Here is a 19,537-nt window from a genome sequence, read left to right as displayed (position 1 = left end):
AAATAGTTTGGATCTCTCTTTTCTTTGCTACTCAAAAAAAATGTAACATTTTATGATTCTTGGATAGCTTTAGCGTCAGCCTCTTTCTCTTCTAAAGCCGCGCGTTTATTATAAGCAACAAAACTACAGGGGAGAAAGATCATATAGCTAATAGCCGTAATCAATAAAGTTTTCCACGTGTAAGTTGCAAGAAAACCGACATAAATAACAATGACCAACATGCACGGTATAACGATATCACGCCTTAAATTTTGATCAATTGTTTTTGCATTCCATACCGGTAAACGACTAATCAAAAGAAAAGCAATAATTACAGTATAAAGACTAAAAAATAATGCCCACCCCCAATTAGGTACCAAACCAAGAGCACCTAAATACGTAGGCAATAAAAGTAATAACGCTCCTGCTGGTGCTGGAACACCAACAAAATAACTTTTCTGCCACTTAGGTATATTGGGATTATCTAACATCACATTAAAACGTGCTAATCGCAAACAACAAGCAACACAATAAACAAGGGCTGCAACCCAACCAATGTGATACGCTTGATTTAAGATAAAGGAATAAACAATAAGGGCAGGAGTAACACCAAAATTTATAACATCAGCAAGGGAATCCATCTGTGCCCCAAAAGATGAACTACCATCTATTAAACGCGCAATGCGACCATCAGCACCATCTAAAATTGCAGCCAAAAGCACCATTAAAATAGCAGCCTCATAGCGATGCTCAAAAGCCAAACGAATACTGTTCATCCCTGCGCAAATTGCTAAAATAGTAATAATATTGGGAATAACATACCGCATTGGGATAGGTGAACGCCGACGATTTGCAACATCATCATGTTGCCCCTCAGGATTGAATGAAGAAAACGGCGAAAAATTTTTCATTGTGTGTCCTAATCATATCTGAAATCCGTTGTGGCATTCTTATCATCAAAAGAACCCAAAACCGTCTCTCCAGCAATTGCTGTCTGTCCAACTGCAACACGCAATTTCATTTCAGTTGGTATATAAATATCAAGGCGAGAACCAAAACGAATTAATCCAAATCGCTCACCCGTGATAACGGAAGCGTTTTCTTTTGACCAACAAACAATCCGACGAGCAACCATCCCCGCTATTTGTACGATACCAATTTTACCATGTTTACTATCAATTACCACCCCATTACGCTCATTAAACTGACTAGCCTTATCAAACTCAGCATTGGTAAAGCGACCTGGATGATAAACGATAGACTCTACTGTACCACTTATAGGAATACGGTTGATATGACATGAAAAAACATCCATAAAAATGGAAATACGGGTCATTTCATCTTTCCCTAATCCTAATTCTTCAGGTGGAACACATGATTCCACACATGAAATACGCCCATCAGCAGGCGACATCACCCAATTTGAATTCAAAGGGATCACACGATCTGGATCACGGAAAAAGTATATACACCACACCGTGAGAATAAGACCACACCAAAAAAACGGACTCCATATCCAACCAAGAATGAGCGAAATAATAAAAAACGCTACAATAAAAGGATAACCTTCTTTATGAATCGGTACAAAGCTATTATGGACAGATTGTAGAATACTCATATAATTTCCTATTCATTGTAAACTTAAACAAGCAATAAATCTTTTTGTTCCTCTTGTGTCTTTTTATCTATTTAATCAATCACCCCATATAAAGATATAGATTACATTTTTCCCACCTTATTTTTTACGATTAACAATACTCATCTCATCTTCTTCACGCATCTTACGTAATTTTTCTTCAGCTTGCGATGCTTCAAGCTGCTTATTCCACATTGAAGCATAGAGACCTTTCTTGCGTAAAAGCTCTGTATGTGTCCCATTTTCAATAATACGACCACTTTTAAGAACCAAAATTTCATCCGCATTGATAACCGTAGAAAGACGGTGAGCAATAATCAATGTCGTACGTCCACGGCTTACAATATCCAATGCTTGTTGAATTTCCTGTTCTGTCGCCGTATCAAGAGCCGCTGTTGCTTCATCTAGAATAAGAAGTGGGGGGGCTTTTAAGAGTGTCCGTGCAATAGCCACACGTTGTTTTTCACCACCTGATAATTTGAGACCACGCTCTCCTACCATAGATTGAAAACCTTCTGGTAATATCTCAATAAATTTTGATATCTGTGCCATTTCAGCAGCTTTGCGCATCTCTTCATCTGTAGCACTTGGACGCCCATAGCAAATATTATAGGCAATTGTATCATTAAATAATACCGTATCTTGTGGTACCATGCCTATTGCTTCGCGCAAACTTTTTTGTGTTACATCACGAATATCCTGCCCGTCAATTGTGATAGAGCCCGAATCAACATCATAAAACCGAAAAAGCAACCGAGAAATAGTTGATTTCCCTGCACCCGATGGACCGACAATGGCGACTGTTTTTCCTCCAGAGACTTCAAAATCAATATCTCGAAGAATCTGACGCGTTGAATCATAGGAAAACTTTACCTGATGAAAACGAATGGTCCCATCGCTTATCTCTAACGGTTTGGCGTCCGATTTATCAACAATCTCCTGCTGAACATCTAAAAGATCAAACATCGCTTCAATATCCGTTAAACCTTGTCGAACATCACGATAAATTGAACCAATAAAATTCAGTGGAATGGAAAGTTGCATTAAAAGTGCATTAATAAAAACAAAGTCTCCTAAAGTTTGTGTCTTATAATAAACTTCATAAGCTGACATCAGCATTATGATCGTCATTCCAATACCAAAGATAAGAGCCTGACCAAAATTAAGCCAGCTTAATGATGTCCAAATCTTTGTTGCAGCTTTTTCATAACATACCATAGAAGCATTGAAACGATCAGCTTCTAGAGTTTCATTGCTAAAATATTTGACCGTTTCAAAATTCAAGAGAGAATCAACAGCGCGCGTATTCGCCTCAGTATCCGCTGTATTCATTTGTTGCCGAATACGAATGCGCCAATCACTCGCCTTAATGGTAAACAAGGTATATAACCCAACCGTTACAACAACGATGAGAAGATAATACCACCCATAACTTATGTAAAATACAAGTGCTGTTAATATAAATTCTAAAACTGTCGGTATTGTATTGAGAATTGAAAATCTTACGATAGCTTCAATTCCTTTTGTACCACGCTCAATCACGCGAGAAAGCCCACCAGTTCGGCGTTCCAAATGAAATCGCAAAGATAATTCATGAATATGTACAAAGGTTTTATAAGCTAATTGACGAACAGCATATTGACCAACAGTGGCAAAAAGAGAATCGCGTAATTGATTTAATCCAGCCTGCATAATACGTGCAACATTGTACGCCAAAACGAGCATGATGGGAATAATCCAATTGGATGGAAACCATTCAGGTAACTGAAAGCTGGCATCAAGCACATTCGTAGAATATTTAAAGAAATACGGTACAGATATGAGAACGAACTTGGCTAAAACAAGATAAAATATTGCCCATAGCACACGCATTTTTAGATCACGCCGATCTACTGGCCACATATAAGGCCATAAATTGTAAAGTGTACGCAGAGTTTTCCCCGTATCCGATGATACAGTTTTTGTTATTTCATTACGTTTCATAAAGCCCTTACTTCTCTATCATCCACACGAAAAAGGCAAAACACCCCCCCTGTGGTTGTTTATAGGTTCATCTCTTCATTATGCTTCCAATAAGCTATACCTACTCGTTGTTTGAAGTTAGACTGTTTTTGAAAGAGGAACAAGAAATAATCCACTATATAATTTATTATTTGGGTCTGTATTCTCATACCACTCTGCTGCAAATAAATTTTCAACTTTTACATGCTTTTTTTTCAGTTCTGCATGAAGCCACTTTTTTGTTTTACCAATCTCTTTCAGCCCCTTATCAAGAATTTCGCCATTTTGTATTAAAATGATAGACTTCTTTCCTTCTTCCTTTTTAATAACGGAACAATCGCCATTGGTTTCTAAACGAACGAAAGCAGCTTCGTGTAAACTACAGCCTTTAATACGCAACATTGTAATCAGATCATTCACACTGATACCTAAGTTTTTAATCTTATCCACTTGAAATACTCCGTCTAAAACCAATGCAATATGTCGTCCTGCAATGAGACGACGAAAAAAAACTGAATAGCGCATCAGAAAATTAAGAGTGGTGACCAAAGTCTGCCAAATAAATAAGACGATCAACAATTGAATACTGCTAACATCCGGACTATAAATAACGCCTCCAATGATACTTCCCATCACAAAATTACTTACCAAATCAACTGGCGTCATTTGACTAAGACTACCACGACCTGTGGTTCTTAAAATCAAGAGGAAAGCGATAAGGCCTACAACTAATTTTAGTGCGACATACCCATAATGATATAAAAATTCCATCATATTCTCCTTTTTTATGAGAGCTGCTGGAATAGAGACATTAGTGTCGCTTTATTTCCCACACGGTTATGCGCTTACCACTTTGCGGATCCTTACTATCTTTTAAAAGAACCCCCTCAGCTGCAAGCTCATCACGAATTGTATCCGCAGCTTCCCACTCTTTATTATGGATAAGTCTTAGTCTTTCGGCAATGCGCTGATCAATAAATTTTGAATCAAGAAAAGTTTTTCTTGTAAATAATGGGCAGTCTATTTCTTTAATCCATTCTTTTCGTAACAGTCCTAATAAATTCATCCCATTAACAAGAGCCAAAGCATCTCCTTCTTTATAAAATTTTCGCAAAAGAGTCAGTGCTTTTGGAGTATTAAGATCATCACTAAGTGCATCTATCAAAGTATCATCAACTACTTCATTGTTTTTCATCTCACTCTTTTTGCTGCGAAGCAATTCATACCAACGATATAGTTCGCTGCTCGATTGTGTTAAACGCTGCGCTGTCCAATTTAATGGTTCACGATAATGCGTTTGCAACATCGAAAAACGCGCAGACAAACCAGCCCAATTTTGCTTCATTTCATCGGATAAAATACCATTAAACTCCAAAAAATTATTCTCTAAAACAGAACGAATAGTTATGAAATTGCCAAAGCTTTTCGACATCTTTTTACCTTCAACTTGTAAAAAGCCGTTATGCATCCAAAAATTAGCCATTCGTTCCGTCCCAAAAGCTGAACAACTTTGTGCAATCTCATTTTCATGATGAGGAAAAATTAAATCAAGTCCACCACCATGGATATCAAAAATATTGGCGGTGGGATCATCACAAGTTAAACCACCACCATAGGGCGCTAATAACTTTGCCATTGACATTGCAGAACATTCAATATGCCAACCTGGACGACCTAAAACAGGAATTCCGCCCGGTGATTCCCAACCTGGTTCTCCTTCCACAGAAGGCTTCCATAAAACAAAATCCATCTCTTCCCTTTTATAAGCAGCAACATCGATACGCGCCCCCGCCCTCATTTCATCTAAAGAACGATTTGAAAATGCCCCATAATGGGGAGGATTTTTTATACTACTTACAGAAAATAATATATGATTTTCCGCTTCATAAGCGTGCCCCTTTTCAAGCAACCTTTCAATTAAAGAGCGCATCTCCTCTAAATGCTCGGTTGCGCGCGGCTGACTGGTTGGCAATAGACAACCAAGTGCTATGGTATCTTGTTGAAACTGGAAATATGTACGTTCTGTTAATTGACGAATAGCATCATTCAATGACAAGTTTGGATATTCGCAAGCTGCTCGTGCATTAATTTTATCATCAACATCTGTAATATTACGTGCATATAGAACATGCTCATTACCATAAACATGACGCAATAAACGAAATAAAATATCAAAAACAATGACAGGGCGTGCATTTCCTATATGTGCATAATCATAAACTGTCGGTCCACAAACATAAAGACGTACTCTTGTCGCATCTATTGGCGTAAAATTTTCTTTTTTACGTGTCAGCGTATTATAAAATCGCAACTCTTTCATTATTGACTCCATGGACGATATTATGCACCGCTCCTTTTAGATGTATCTTATCTCAAATTATCGTATTATGCGGTTTAGGCTAAAAACTTTTATCTTATAGTAAATTCTTCTTACCATTTTCCCATTGTATTCACGGCTGTATCCATCATTTATCATAAAAACAATCTATTTTATTTGATGGATAAAAGCATTCTGTAGATAGAGATTTTTCCCTCCTTGAAGAAAACGAGCTTTTAAAAAAATTTTATAGGCGTTACACTATAAATTTATGTGAAAAATAGATTGCAGGAAGCAAGTCTTAAATTTTTAATCATAAAAAAACTCCGTTAGTATTTTCAATATTCCATTATGGTTTCCTTACTGCCTCTTACGCCCTATATTTTATAAGCAATAATTGAGAATAATGTAATAATTATCCCTATTTTTTGACATCGTCTTCATGACACAATTATTTTATTTGTACAGAGTTTTATTCAAGGAAAACAATAACAATAATGCGTAATAGATTGATAAACATCCTTATTTTAATATTCATTGTAAGTTCAATGCCAACCTTTGCGCAACAATCTCCACCTTATGAGAAAAAATTACTCCGACTAGCGGAAGTTTTAGGATCACTGCATTTTCTTCAAAATCTTTGCGAGACTCCAACAAACCAATGGTATGACTACATGAACGCATTGATTGAAGCAGAAAAACCTATCCCACAAAGACGCGCTTATTTTTATGAAGCGTTTAATGAAGCATACCGTGCTTTCTCAGAAAATTATCATCATTGTACACAAGCAGCAATTGAAGCCAATCAAAGATACGTTGAGGAAGGAAGAACTTTATCCGAAAAACTCCTCATGCATTATAAATAATTAATCTATACAAAAAGTATCTTCTTCAATCTCAGCAATATCAACCATGTTCTCTCGCAAATGAGGGAAGCTGTAAACCTACTCTGAAAATAGAGAAATTTTTGAAAAATAATTCCTCGACACGTTTTTATTCTTGTGAGCGTCTTTCCTCTGAACAAAATCGTTCTTTGGCTTCCTGCCCACCCTCAGAGCTTGTTTATCAATAGGCTGGGTTCTTGTTGAACAGATTCTTCTTGGCTTCTCACCCATGTTATTACTTAAACTAAAAGTACTAAAGGCTTGACAAACAAGTCTAAAAATATTCACCGCGCATTAAAAAAAATACTTATGTGCCAAGGGAGCTAGCATGCCTTATATCACCGCTCTAAAAGATGGTATTTTACGGCATGCTTATAATTTTAATTTGTTTACACTAAAGTTTCTATAAATTTAACAGGCTCTCCTTGTGAAGAAGTAACAATTTCACCTTCCCACATCACACGCATACCACGGATAATGGTCCCAACAGGCCAACCTTTAACCTTTTTACCATCATAAGGTGTCCAACCGGCGCGCGAACCAATTAAGCCATTCGTAATAATTTCTTCTCGCTTAAGATCTACAATGGTTAAATCAGCATCGTATCCGACAGCAAGGCGTCCTTTACAGCTTATACCAAAAATACGACTAGGGCCATGTGACGTGAGATCAACAAAACGCTCAAGAGATATCTTTCCTGCATTCACATGTGTCAACATAATTGCTGCTGTTGTTTGCACACCTGTCATTCCTGAAGGTGAAGAAGGATAAGGTTGAAGCTTTTCTTCCCAAGTATGAGGCGCATGATCTGAGCCTAAAACATCAATAATCCCCTGTTGAACACCGTACCAAAGAGCTTCACGGTGGCGCGACTCACGAATAGGCGGATTCATCTGAATTAATGTACCAAACTTCTTATAATCATCAGCCGTGAGCGTCAAATGGTGTTGTGTCACTTCAATTGTTGCAACATCCTTATGTTTTTTTAGAAAATCAATTTCTTCTTCTGTCGAAAGATGTAACACATGAATCCGAGCCTTCGTCTCATGCGCAATTTTTACCAAACGCTGCGTACATTTTAATGCCGCAACTTCATCACGCCAAATCGGATGTGATGATGCATCCCCTTCAATACGCAATACTTTACGCTCTTTGAGCCTCGCTTCATCTTCAGAATGAAAAGCCGCACGACGGCGTGTATTTTTCAAAATAAGGCGTACACTTTCATCATCATCAACCAAAAGATCACCGGTAGAGGATCCCATAAAGACTTTAATTCCAGCCGCACCAGGAAGTCTTTCTAATTCAGATAGTTCATGAGCATTTTCACGCGTTCCTCCAACCCAAAATGCAAAATCACAATGCATTCGATGAAATGCGCGTTGAACCTTATCGCTTAATGTTTCTTCTGATGTTGTCAATGGATTGGTATTAGGCATTTCAAAAACTGCCGTAACCCCCCCTAACACAGCAGAATACGAGCCACTTTCCAAATCCTCCTTATATTCATTTCCTGGCTCACGAAAATGCACTTGGCTATCAATAATTCCTGGTAAAATATGAAGCCCCGTACAATCAATCACCTCACCTGCCGATGCACATGTAAGGTCGCCAATTTCAGCAATACGGCCATTTGTAACACCAATATCACGCTTGCTTCTTCCATCATGATTTACAAGTGTTGCACCTTTAAAAATTGTATCAAATGTTTTAAACATAGCCACGCTCCTTACATATTCCTCTCTTATCGATTATGTAACTTTGAGCAGAAAGGCAAGAACCATGATTGAAAAACAAAATGCCATTTGCTTAAAAAATCGCGCAATTATTCAAATTACAGGCGAAGAAGCAACAGATTTTCTGCAATCCCTGATCACGACAGATGTAAAAAAAATCAGCCCGCAAGAAATTTTCCCTGGAGCTCTCTTATCCCCTCAAGGAAAGGTTCTTGCTGATTTTCTTATTGGCAAAAAAGAAGATGGTTATCTGATTGATATTATCATGCCTTTAGCTGATATATTCCACAAGCGTCTGTTGCTTTATAAACTGCGTAAAAAAATAGAAATTACACAACCATTCCAAGAACTTGTTACAGTTTCTTGGAAAAATGAATCAGATACTTTAAATTTTGATTCAGGTTTTGTTGATAAACGATTCCCAGAAAAAGAAAAAATAATACGAATCTATGGCAAAACATCTTTTTTGGCTTCAGAATATCATAACCTGTGGAATCAATTGCGTATCCGTTATGCAATTGCGGAAAGTGGTCAAGATTATGAAGTTGGTAAAGTCTTTCCTCATGATATTAATTACGATCAAATCAATGGACTTGCATTCAACAAAGGGTGTTATATTGGACAAGAAGTTGTTTCACGAATGCACCACCGCCGAGCAGCACGTCGCCGTATTTTTATTGTAAAAGGCCAGTGTAAATTAACCCCTCAATCTAGTATTGAAGCAGGAACAAAAGTGCTTGGCTACTTGGGAACATGTGTAGAAAATGAGGCTCTTGCTTTAATGCGTATTGACCACGTCAAAGATGCTGTGGATCATAACATCCCCTTTACTGTAAAAAACATTCCTGTCACTATAAGCATTGCTGAAAATATGAATTTTACCTTTCCTGAAAATACTATAGAAAACACTCATGGCTAAAGCTGAATTATTAAAAAATGGAGAAGCACGTGCTTGGCAAAGAATGCTCTCTGGAAGGCGACTTGATCTTCTCAACCCTTCTCCTTTTGATGTTGAAATTGAAGATATTGCCCATGGACTTGCTCGCGTAGCACGTTGGAACGGTCAAACACGAGGAGAACATGCTTATTCTGTTGCACAACATTCAATTTTGGTTGAACAAATATTTCAAAAACTTTTCCCACAATCGCAGAGCAACGAATGTCTTTATGCTCTTCTTCATGATGCACCGGAATATGTCATCGGTGATATGATTTCCCCTTTTAAAGCTGTCATAGGAAAACAATATGAACGCGTTGAAAAGCGCATCCAAGATGCTATCCACATGCGTTTTTCTCTTCCCGTTGATCTTTCTCAAAAACTTTTAAAAAAAATTAAACAAGCCGATCGTATCGCTGCATATTATGAAGCGATTACGCTTGCCGGATTTAATACAGAAGAAGCCCTTCGCTATTTTGGCTCTCCCAATAATATTTTACCCGATGATCTTAATTTATCCCCCTATTCTACCCAACACATTGAAAACGCATTTTTAACGCGCTTTAATGACTTGGATGTCCAAAGATTATAGCCCCTTCGCATTGTTGATTCCTTGTCATTACAGACTCATCACACTGACTTATAATAATAATTCATTGTTTTTTCATTTTGAATGAGAACTCCTAATATCGTAAGCTTCACTCATTTCAAATCTGTTTATAAAGAAAAAATTAAAATGCCTCTTATGAACCATCTCAAGTGCTAAGCGCTGTCGCAACATTGAAAATTGGCAAAGTGTGTGATGATACCGGCTTGCTCTCTTATGAAGCGTAAAGACGGGAGTCTCTATAAATTTTATACACTTCATAGGGGACTTACCGTTATAGCATTCACGAACGCCGTCGCAAAATGGGATTGGGTGCCTTAAGAAAGCTTTCTTTAAAAAAGCACGTGAATTAGCGACCCAATGGCGTTCTATTTTGCACGAGAGGCGTGACTCCATTAAAGAAATGGAAAAAATCACAGCTCAAATTGCATATAAAATACGTGAAATAATGCACATTCATTATCAAAACAACAAATGTTCTCTTTTCAAACTGCTGATCTTAAACTGAAATTTATTTTAGTTTATAAACCTCATTATCCGCTGGAAAAGCACGGGAGGTAACATCCTCTGCATAATTCTTGATTGCAATTTCCATGGCTTGTTCAAGATTTCCATAACGACGAACAAATTTTGGCACATGGGCACCATAACCTAACATATCTTCCATAACTAATACTTGCCCATCACATTGATTGGACGCCCCTATACCGATCGTAGGGATAGAAAGCTTATCTGTCAGTTTCACCGCTAAAGGTTCAACCATTGCTTCTAAAACAACAGCAAAAGCACCTGCCTCTTCAATCGCTGCTCCATCTGCTTCAATACTTTGCCAATCATTCTCCTTGCGTCCTTGTGTTTTAAAACCACCAAAACGATTCATTGCTTGGGGTGTAAGACCGATATGCCCCATCACTGGAATGCCACGTTTACACAAAAAATCTATTGTTTCGGCTATATAAACGCCACCTTCAAGCTTAACTGCACCACACCCCGTTTGTGCAAGAATGCGCGATGCATTTAAAAAAGCTTGCTCTGGACTTTCCTCATAAGATCCAAAAGGCATATCAATAACAACAAGAGCTTTTTGAGACCCACGCACCACGGCTTTCCCGTGTGCAATCATCATATCTAAATTAACAGGAAGCGTTGTCTCAAACCCATATACAACCATGCCAACACTATCACCAACCAAAAGGATATCGCAATATGGATCAGCAATCCGTGCAGTATAAGCTTGATAAGCTGTTAAAGAAACAATCGGCTGTTGTCCCTTTCTTGAGCGTATTTCGGAAGACGTTATACGCTTGACAGTTTTATGTACACTCATTTTTCACCCTTCTCTTGCAATATATATTGATCAATAAGTCTTACCTCACCAAAGCGGACAGTAAGGAGTAAAACCGCCGGTTTATTCAATGTTCCTTTGATCACACGTAAAGTTTCCATATCCCGTAAATCTATTGCTTCAATGATTGCACGCGTTTCTTGTTGTAAAATATCACGAACGGTTTTGCATAACTTATCAACTGACCGTTCACCTTCATGGTAAAGCTTTTCAGCTGCTTTCCCACTTTCAGGAATAATTTTGGCAGCTTTACGATCTTCTAATGTTAAAAACTGATTGCGTGAAGAGTGCGCAACACCATCTGCTTCACGTAAAATAGGAACTCCAACAATCTCAACAGGAAAAGCCAAATCTTCAACCATACGCCGAATAATTAAAATTTGTTGGAAATCCTTTTCTCCAAAAAAAGCCTTATCGGGCTGAACAATATTAAAAAGCTTAGCAACAACACTCGTTACACCACAAAAGTGCCCTGGACGTAATTTTCCTATCAAAATACGTGATAATTTTTCCACCTTCACAATTGTCTCATTTCCCAGTGGCCACATTTCTTCTACAGAAGGAGCAAAAACACATTCAACACCTACCGTTTTTAATAAAGCACAATCGCTCCTCAAGTCTCTTGGATATTGCACAAAATCTTCATGCGGTCCAAATTGCTTTGGATTAACAAAAATAGACACCAATACGCAGTCACACTTTGCCCTTGCACACTGTACTAATGCAAGATGCCCCTCATGGAGTGCCCCCATTGTTGGAACAAAACCAATCGAAAGACCTAAACGCCGCTTCTCTGAAGTATATCGGCGAACCTCAGCAATTGTCTTTAAAATTTTCATTTTCCCATTCTATTCAATTATTATCAGATCAACAAATTAACGCTTACATACCAAATCGGCGCTTAAACAATTGTATCAAATTCATGCGTACTGATGGCTGCTTTATATCTCGTGGCTCCCAAACATGACGCATAAGAAAAAATCCAGTTAGTATAAAACCATTGATTATGTCACTAAAATCAGCAGGACGGGTTGCTCTTTGCACAAGAAACTGTGGGAGAATGAGGAGCTTTTTTTTCCAAGGTTCCCCTGCTTCTTCACAAACAGCCCGTCCAGACTTTGGCGATACATAATAAAGCCTTTCCTGACGACCTGTTGCAGCACAACAAGATAAATCAAGACCAAAACCAAGTTCTTCAAGAAGCCGCATTTCAAAACGTACCAGCAATTCCGCATTGATAAATGGTTCATCAAAGTTCTGCATAAAAATGTGTAAAATATCATATAAAATGGGATGGGGATCACGCTCGGGAAGAAGCCGTAAATGAAAAGCTATCAATTGCAAAGCATAAAGCGCTTCTGGTAAACAAATTAATCGAGCTGCATGCAAATCAAGAGCTTCAAGCCGAAAAATCCCCAAATGTTCTTCTAAACGCGCCCACCATTCAGCCTCAACAAAATTTCCAGGTTGAAGAAGAGCGGCCATACGACGCGAACGTCCCCCTTTTACCACTCCCATATAACGACCACGTTCACGTGTCATAATTTCAAGAATAACACTTGTCTCACCATATTGGCGTGTACCAAGAATAACGCCTTGCTCTTTCCACTTCATTTTAATTAAATTATTTTTAAAAATCTTATTTTAAAAAATCCAATCCCATTTCGTGATAACGCTCTGGATCGGCGTCCCAATTATCACGCACTTTCACAAAAAGAAAAAGATGAACTTTTTGATCCATAATTTCCATGAGTTCCTTACGAGCGGCTTGACCAATCGCTTTAATTGTATCGCCTTTTGCTCCTAAAACAATTTTTTTCTGACTCTCACGCTCGATATAAATAACTTGATTAATTTTAACAGAACCATCTGAACGCTCTTCCCAGCTTTCTGTTTCAACAGTTGAAGAATAAGGAAGTTCATCATGAAGACGAAGAAAAAGTTTTTCACGCGTAATTTCAGCAGCAAGATGACGCATGGGCATATCTGAAACCTGATCTTCCGGATAATACCATGGCCCCTCCTGCATCATGTTACTCAACGCATGAAGTAAATCCTTGCAGCCAGAACCGTTTAGAGCAGAAATCATAAATGTTTGTGCAAACTTCACACGTTCATTTATTTTAGCGGTTAACGCTAAAAGAGACGATTTAACAACTGTATCAATCTTATTAAGAACAAGAATTTTTTCCTGTTTCATATTTTTTACAATATCTAACATCATATAAACTTCATCCGAAATGCCACTTTGAGCATCAATTAAAACGAGCAGGACATCGGCGCTTTTAGCGCCTCCCCAAGCAGCAGATACCATAGCCCGCTCTAACCGCTTATTGGGACGAAAAACGCCTGGTGTATCGACCAATACAATTTGCACATCGTCATGAAGGATAATACCGCGGATCAAAGTGCGTGTTGTTTGGACCTTATGCGTTACAATTGAAACCTTTGTTCCAACCAATTGATTAACCAATGTCGATTTACCGGCATTAGGCATCCCAATAAGTACAACAAATCCAGAACGCATTTTCATAACGTCACTCATGATCATTTTTTCCTACTGTTTTCCAGACACCCTCTCGTCGCAAAATTTTTTCAGCTGCCATTCTTTCGGCATATCTTTTGGAACTTCCCTGCCCAATCTCTGAAGCAAACCCAGAAATACTTACCTCTACCATAAAAACAGGATCGTGATCTGGACCTGAACGTTTTATAACCTGATAATGTGGTTGTGCATTACCTTGGATATGCGCCCATTCCTGTAATTCTGTCTTGGCATCACGTCGACCAGCATCCATTTTTTTTGCCCGACTTTGCCAATATCTTTGAATAAAAGGACGAACGCTTTCTAATCCTCCATCGAGATATATCACAGCAATTAAAGCTTCCACGACATCTGCATGCATATTGATGAGACGACGCCCTTCGAAATTTCTCATCTCAAAACCAACGTGGATCATATCAGGAAGCTTCATTTCGCGCGCAATATCAGCACATGTCTGTGCATTGACCAAATGATTCAAACGGACTGATAATTCACCTTCACTTGCCTGAGGAAAAAGTTGATACAGCATTTCTGCAATCAAAAGCCCTAAAACCCGATCCCCTAGGAATTCTAGCCGTTCATAATTCCCCTGTTCCGAATCTTGTACACTCGAGTGTGTTAATGCCCTTTTTAATCTCTCTTCATCTTTAAAACGATGTCCCGTCAGCTTGACAAGCTGATCAATCATTAGACGTTTCATCGTTGTTTCCTTGCTTGATAAGCGGCAAATCATGAACCGTATTTATGAAAGAAAACAAACGCTTCCAACGCACATCAAATGGCCAACGCCAAATCTGCCAACCACTTGAACCATTACTGATAGAAAAGAAAATCACGCTCGCGCGACCAATAAGATTTTCTTCTGGAACATAGCCTACATCCAAACGACTATCATCTGAATTGTCGCGGTTATCTCCCATCATAAAATAATGTCCTTGAGGAACTTCAAAGACTTCTGTATCGTCAACTTTGGGGATGAAAGCTAAATCAAGTGTATCATAGCTAACACCGTTAGGCATTGTCTCGCGATAAACCTTAACAGGATAGTTCACTTCTGTTATATCAGAATTATCAATCTCTCCCATAAAGTGACGCGAAACAGCCTCATCATTAATATAAAGAACACTTTGACGAACTTGTATACGATCACCTGGTAGTCCAACAACGCGCTTTATATAATCAATCTTCGGATTACTTGGTAAGCGAAAAACGACGACATCTCCACGTTGAGGTTGAGATGCCCAAATACGTCCGGAAAAAATAGGAGGAGAAAAGGGGAGGGAAAAACGAGAATACCCATATGCATACTTAGAAACAAACAGATAATCCCCCACAAGCAAAGTAGGACGCATTGAACCGGAAGGAATACTAAAAGGCTGAAAAAAAATTGCTCTAATAAACGCGGCTAAAAGCAAAGCCTGTATTAAAACAGAGATAAATTCAAGAATTCCACCTTTTTTTTCTTTTTTATGCACTTTATCTTTTTGGATCATCACCAACTGCCTTCTCATCTCAGATATAACTTTTTTTATCATAATATTCAAATAACAAAAGCACAATCTCTCACGCTATCTATCCACGTGGAAGTGCTTCGATAATAACAAATGCCTGCGCCCAAGGAAAATCATCTGTTATGCTGAGATGAATAACTGCATCATGATGAGGAGGTAATAACTTTTGAAGTTGCACTTGCGCACAACTTGTTAATTGCATTGTTGGTTTTCCAGACGGCAAATTAACTACCCCCATGTCTTTCCAATTGATACCATAAGCGATTCCCGTTCCTAAGGCTTTAGCACATGCTTCTTTCGCAGCAAATCTTTTTGCATAAGAAGAAGACCTTTTTTTAAGATTTTCGGATCTAGTCCTTTCAATATCCGTAAAAATACGTTGGATAAAACGCTCACCATAACGAACCAACATCCTCTCAATACGTCGTATATCAACAAGATCATTTCCAAGACCAATAATCATAAGATATTACCCGATCTGTCCTACGATGAACGCTTCTTTAAACGCCTTTTTTTTTTATAATCTTCTGATATCGTTTTTGTTTAAAACGAACCGTTGCTCTGTAAACACCTATATAAGATAAACCACCAAAAACAATACCTAAAAGAGTTCCCCCTAAAATCATAGGACTCATAATTGTGTCCCATGCGCCTTTAAAAAGGAGAGAGAGATTTGATAATGTCAAACCATTAAACAGAGCACGTATTTGAGAAAGAGAAATCTCATTTACATCGCTAAAAAACGATAAACAAAAATAGCCTACTTTATAATCAGCCATGACAATTAATAAAAATGTAAGTGGATTAGAAAAAATCGTCCCAATGATTGCGGCAGCAAAGTTTGCACGCAAAATCCAAGAAAAAAATATTGCCAAAATAATATGCAGCCCAAAGAAAGGGGAACACGCTAAAAAAATGCCAACAGCAACCCCTAATGCAACTTCATGCGGTGTTGCTGATATACGCAAAATACGTTTATGTATGTAGCATAACGAGCGAGAAAATGAACGACGCGGCCATAACCAAAGTCGAATACGCGTTACAAAATCTATTGGTTCTCGACGACGAAAAAGCATATGACTCTCAATATACATCTTTTGATGATAAAATAATTTATATCATCCAAATTAATCTTTTTAATCTTTTGCACAAAAAAAAATAGCAAGACAATTAAATATTTCGACTGCCTGGTTTAATTGCTGGAAGAACAGAAAGGGCTGCAGGAAGTTCATCACTAGCATAAGAGGCTATCTCGTATTTAGCAAGCGCAATCAATGGAACTCCAACATTGACCTTCCCGACAGAACGATCAAGAATACATGCACTTGCCAGTACCTCTGCTCCTGCTGTAACGAGCGCTTCAACAGTCTCACGAATGGAAAGACCCGTTGTCACAATATCTTCGACAATAACAACCCGTGCGCCCTTCTTGATTTCAAAACGACGCAATTCAAAGACGCCATTTACACGCTCTACCCAAAGAGAAGGAACCCCAAGGTGACGTGAAGTCTCATACGAAGGAATAAGGCCGCCAATTGCAGGACCAACCACATAATCAATTTTTCCCTCGATAGAATTTTTGATTTTTTCAGCCAATCCACGACATAACTTTTCCGTCAAATTAGCATGCATAAATACTTTCGCCTTTTGCATATAAGTCGCACTATGGCGCCCCGATGTTAAAATAAAATGCCCCTCTAGAATAGCATCTGCTTGTTTAAAAATATCAATGACATCTTGTGTATTCATTGTAAAATCTTTCTTTTTATCCATGAACCCGCCGTACTGTACTTACTGAACCTGCCTTTTTTAACTGAGAAAAAATACGATTCAAATGTTTTAAATCCCAAACTTCCAAATCAATCATAATTTCCGTAAAATCTGGTGCTGTACGGATACAAGATAAATTCTGGATATTGGCATCGTTAGCAGAAATTATTTGCGTAATTTCAGCCAAAGAACCAGGACTATTTACAACCAAAATATTCATCCGTGCAGGAAAACGTTCATTCATTTGGGCATCAATATCCCAGCGGACATCAATCCACCGTTCTGGCTGATCATCATATGCCATCAAAGCCGAAGACTGTATCGGATAAATAATGATCCCAGCCCCTGGCTGCATAATACCAACAATCCGATCTCCAGGCACTGCTCCTTCAGGTGAAAAGCGTACGGGTATATCTCCACGGGTTCCTCGAATAGGTAATGCTTTAGATTGATGATTCTCAATCATTTCATCCTTTTCATTTTCTGGGACTTTAAAAATCATCCCTTGAGCATTTTCAATATTAAACCACCCCTCTTCCCCAGGCTTAAAAGAGGGCTTTTGTACTACACGGTGATCTTGATAATCAGGATAAACCGCTTTAATCACATCAGCAGAAAACAGCTCTCCACGCCCAACAGCAGCCAATACATCCTCGACATCTTTACGTGCTAAACGTGGCAAAACTTTCTTCAAAAGGTCTTTTGAAAATTGCTTTCCCATATATTCAAATGAACGCTCAAGAATACGATATCCTAGACCCGAATATTGCTTACGTACCGCTGCACGACTTGCTCGTCGAATAGCTGAACGTGCTTTACCTGTAACAACAAGGAATTCCCATGCAGCTGGTGGAATTTGAGCATGTGAACGGATAATATCAACCTCATCACCATTTTTTAATTTGGTCATTAAAGGCATAATACGACCATTGATTTTCACGCCCACACAAGAATCACCAATATCTGTATGGACAGCATAAGCAAAATCTATAGGCGTAGCTCCCTTAGGAAAAGCAATTAATCGACCTTTTGGCGTAAAACAAAAAACTTGATCTTGAAAAAGCTCCAGTTTTGTATGTTCTAAAAACTCTTCCGGATTATCTCCATCAGACAAAGATTGTATCGTTTGACGCAACCATGCATAGGCATTCGTTTCGCTTGATAACTTTGAAGTCGAATAATTAGAACCATGCTCTTTATATATGGAATGAGCAGCAACCCCATATTCAGCAACTTCATCCATAGCAGCCGTTCTAATTTGCAATTCAACGCGTTGTCTCGAAGGTCCTACAATTGTTGTATGAATAGAACGATAATCATTTTGTTTTGGTATAGAGATATAATCTTTAAAACGACCAGGAACCATCGGCCATGTCGTGTGAATGACACCAAGAGCACGATAACAATCATTGACTGTTTCAACAATTACACGAAATCCAAAAATATCTGATAACTGTTCAAAAGAGAGTGCTTTACTTTCCATTTTGCGAAAAACTGAATAAGATTTTTTCTGACGGCTTTTAACATCTGCTTTAATGCCATTTTCCAAAAAAAGTTTTGTCAATTCATTTTCAATTGTGGAAAGCAAATCACGATTGTGTTTCAATAACTCAGAAAGTCGATGGGTAATCGTACGATGACCTTCTGGATTTAAATAAAAGAAAGAAAGATCCTCTAATTCCTCGCGCATATCTTGCATACCCATACGACCCGCAAGTGGCGCATAAATATCCATCGTCTCTTCAGCAATTCGTCGACGCTTATCATCACGCATAACACCAAGGGTACGCATATTATGAAGACGGTCAGCAAGTTTGACTAAAAGAACACGAACATCATCAGAAATAGCAATAAGAAGTTTACGAAGATTTTCTGCCTGTACAGCTTTCTTTGATACAAGATCAAGCTTATTAAGCTTCGTAAGCCCTTCAACCAACTTTCCAATTTCAGAACCAAAAAGCTGATCAATTTCTGCTCGTGTAGCGCTTGTATCTTCAATTGTATCGTGCAAAAGAGCAACAGCAATCGTTGCCTCATCCAACCGCATATCCGTTAAAATAGCAGCAACTTCCAAAGGATGAGAAAAATAAAGATCACCCGAAGCACGCTTTTGATGTGCATGCTTTCTCATTGCATAATCATAGGCTCTGTTTAAAAGAGCTTCATCTACGTCAGACTTGTAACGTTTAACACGCCCAACAAGCTCACACTGACGCATCATACGAGCATATCCTTTATCTTTTCATACCCCAAATCCTTATTGAACATG

General features: G+C 38.3%; 19 protein-coding genes and 1 pseudogene. 4 read left to right on the top strand and 16 right to left on the bottom strand.

Annotated features, from left to right (window positions below; all coding sequences use genetic code 11):
* Positions 1 to 50: 50 nt before the first annotated feature.
* The 5 genes from pssA to cysS form a co-directional block, all read right to left on the bottom strand.
* Positions 51 to 890: a CDP-diacylglycerol--serine O-phosphatidyltransferase gene (gene pssA, locus ACFINC_RS03510; protein ID WP_375616124.1), complete on the bottom strand. Its 840-nt coding sequence runs from the start codon at positions 888 to 890 to the stop codon at positions 51 to 53.
* A gap of 8 nt (positions 891 to 898) precedes the next feature.
* Positions 899 to 1,597, bottom strand: a complete 699-nt coding sequence (locus tag ACFINC_RS03505) for a phosphatidylserine decarboxylase (protein ID WP_375616123.1) — start codon at positions 1,595 to 1,597, stop codon at positions 899 to 901.
* 117 nt (positions 1,598 to 1,714) lie between these two features.
* Positions 1,715 to 3,598, bottom strand: a complete 1,884-nt coding sequence (locus tag ACFINC_RS03500) for an ABCB family ABC transporter ATP-binding protein/permease (protein WP_375616122.1) — start codon at positions 3,596 to 3,598, stop codon at positions 1,715 to 1,717.
* A gap of 117 nt (positions 3,599 to 3,715) precedes the next feature.
* Complete coding sequence (locus tag ACFINC_RS03495; RefSeq protein ID WP_375606471.1) at positions 3,716 to 4,387, bottom strand: DUF421 domain-containing protein; 672 nt, start codon at positions 4,385 to 4,387, stop codon at positions 3,716 to 3,718.
* A gap of 40 nt (positions 4,388 to 4,427) precedes the next feature.
* On the bottom strand, positions 4,428 to 5,936 hold the full coding sequence (gene cysS / locus ACFINC_RS03490; RefSeq protein ID WP_375616121.1) for a cysteine--tRNA ligase: 1,509 nt from the start codon (positions 5,934 to 5,936) through the stop codon (positions 4,428 to 4,430).
* Between the two features lie 494 nt (positions 5,937 to 6,430).
* Here cysS and ACFINC_RS03485 point away from each other — a divergent pair, with 494 nt between their 5' ends.
* Positions 6,431 to 6,799, top strand: a complete 369-nt coding sequence (locus ACFINC_RS03485) for a TIGR02301 family protein (protein WP_375616120.1) — start codon at positions 6,431 to 6,433, stop codon at positions 6,797 to 6,799.
* Between the two features lie 407 nt (positions 6,800 to 7,206).
* Here ACFINC_RS03485 and ACFINC_RS03480 read toward each other — a convergent pair whose 3' ends face one another.
* The gene (locus ACFINC_RS03480) at positions 7,207 to 8,535 is read right to left on the bottom strand and encodes a dihydroorotase (protein ID WP_375616119.1); all 1,329 of its coding nucleotides are present in this window, start codon (positions 8,533 to 8,535) and stop codon (positions 7,207 to 7,209) included.
* Between the two features lie 64 nt (positions 8,536 to 8,599).
* On the opposite strand from ACFINC_RS03480, the gene ACFINC_RS03475 reads away from it, so the two are divergent.
* The 3 genes and pseudogenes from ACFINC_RS03475 to ACFINC_RS03465 form a co-directional block, all read left to right on the top strand.
* A complete protein-coding gene (locus tag ACFINC_RS03475) occupies positions 8,600 to 9,472 on the top strand; it encodes a YgfZ/GcvT domain-containing protein (RefSeq protein WP_375616118.1) in 873 nt (290 codons plus the stop codon).
* Positions 9,465 to 10,082 carry a YfbR-like 5'-deoxynucleotidase gene (locus ACFINC_RS03470; protein ID WP_375616117.1) on the top strand — a complete coding sequence of 206 codons (618 nt, stop codon included), beginning with the start codon at positions 9,465 to 9,467 and terminating at the stop codon, positions 10,080 to 10,082. The genes ACFINC_RS03475 and ACFINC_RS03470 overlap by 8 nt, the downstream gene beginning before the upstream one ends.
* A 144-nt stretch (positions 10,083 to 10,226) precedes the next feature.
* Positions 10,227 to 10,560 (top strand): annotated as a pseudogene (locus tag ACFINC_RS03465) (Arm DNA-binding domain-containing protein); the annotation flags it as partial.
* Between the two features lie 48 nt (positions 10,561 to 10,608).
* On the opposite strand, the gene panB reads toward ACFINC_RS03465, so the two are convergent.
* From panB to ACFINC_RS03415, 10 genes are all read right to left on the bottom strand, one after another.
* Positions 10,609 to 11,424 carry a 3-methyl-2-oxobutanoate hydroxymethyltransferase gene (panB, locus tag ACFINC_RS03460; RefSeq protein WP_375616116.1) on the bottom strand — a complete coding sequence of 272 codons (816 nt, stop codon included), beginning with the start codon at positions 11,422 to 11,424 and terminating at the stop codon, positions 10,609 to 10,611.
* Entirely contained in the window at positions 11,421 to 12,281 is an 861-nt protein-coding gene (gene panC / locus ACFINC_RS03455; RefSeq protein ID WP_375616115.1) for a pantoate--beta-alanine ligase, read from the bottom strand. The genes panB and panC overlap by 4 nt, the downstream gene beginning before the upstream one ends.
* A gap of 43 nt (positions 12,282 to 12,324) precedes the next feature.
* A complete protein-coding gene (recO, locus tag ACFINC_RS03450) occupies positions 12,325 to 13,056 on the bottom strand; it encodes a DNA repair protein RecO (protein WP_375616114.1) in 732 nt (243 codons plus the stop codon).
* A 25-nt stretch (positions 13,057 to 13,081) separates the two neighbouring features.
* Positions 13,082 to 13,987: a GTPase Era gene (gene era, locus ACFINC_RS03445; protein WP_375616113.1), complete on the bottom strand. Its 906-nt coding sequence runs from the start codon at positions 13,985 to 13,987 to the stop codon at positions 13,082 to 13,084.
* Complete coding sequence (rnc, locus tag ACFINC_RS03440) at positions 13,980 to 14,687, bottom strand: ribonuclease III (protein WP_375616112.1); 708 nt, start codon at positions 14,685 to 14,687, stop codon at positions 13,980 to 13,982. The genes era and rnc overlap by 8 nt, the downstream gene beginning before the upstream one ends.
* Positions 14,668 to 15,480 carry a signal peptidase I gene (gene lepB, locus ACFINC_RS03435; protein WP_375616111.1) on the bottom strand — a complete coding sequence of 271 codons (813 nt, stop codon included), beginning with the start codon at positions 15,478 to 15,480 and terminating at the stop codon, positions 14,668 to 14,670. Before lepB ends, rnc begins: the two co-directional genes overlap by 20 nt.
* 79 nt (positions 15,481 to 15,559) lie before the next feature.
* Positions 15,560 to 15,961: a holo-ACP synthase gene (gene acpS, locus ACFINC_RS03430; protein WP_375616110.1), complete on the bottom strand. Its 402-nt coding sequence runs from the start codon at positions 15,959 to 15,961 to the stop codon at positions 15,560 to 15,562.
* Between the two features lie 37 nt (positions 15,962 to 15,998).
* Positions 15,999 to 16,574 (bottom strand): DUF2062 domain-containing protein, encoded by a 576-nt coding sequence (locus ACFINC_RS03425; RefSeq protein WP_375616109.1) that lies wholly within the window; start codon positions 16,572 to 16,574, stop codon positions 15,999 to 16,001.
* Positions 16,575 to 16,668: 94 nt separating this feature from the next.
* On the bottom strand, positions 16,669 to 17,247 hold the full coding sequence (gene pyrE / locus ACFINC_RS03420; protein ID WP_375616167.1) for an orotate phosphoribosyltransferase: 579 nt from the start codon (positions 17,245 to 17,247) through the stop codon (positions 16,669 to 16,671).
* 16 nt (positions 17,248 to 17,263) lie between these two features.
* Complete coding sequence (locus tag ACFINC_RS03415) at positions 17,264 to 19,489, bottom strand: RelA/SpoT family protein (RefSeq protein ID WP_375616108.1); 2,226 nt, start codon at positions 19,487 to 19,489, stop codon at positions 17,264 to 17,266.
* Positions 19,490 to 19,537: the final 48 nt, after the last annotated feature.

The organism is Bartonella sp. AP58NXGY (assembly GCF_042195785.1).
Classification (GTDB): Bacteria; Pseudomonadota; Alphaproteobacteria; order Rhizobiales; family Rhizobiaceae; genus Bartonella.
This window is presented reverse-complemented; position numbering and strand designations above follow the sequence as displayed.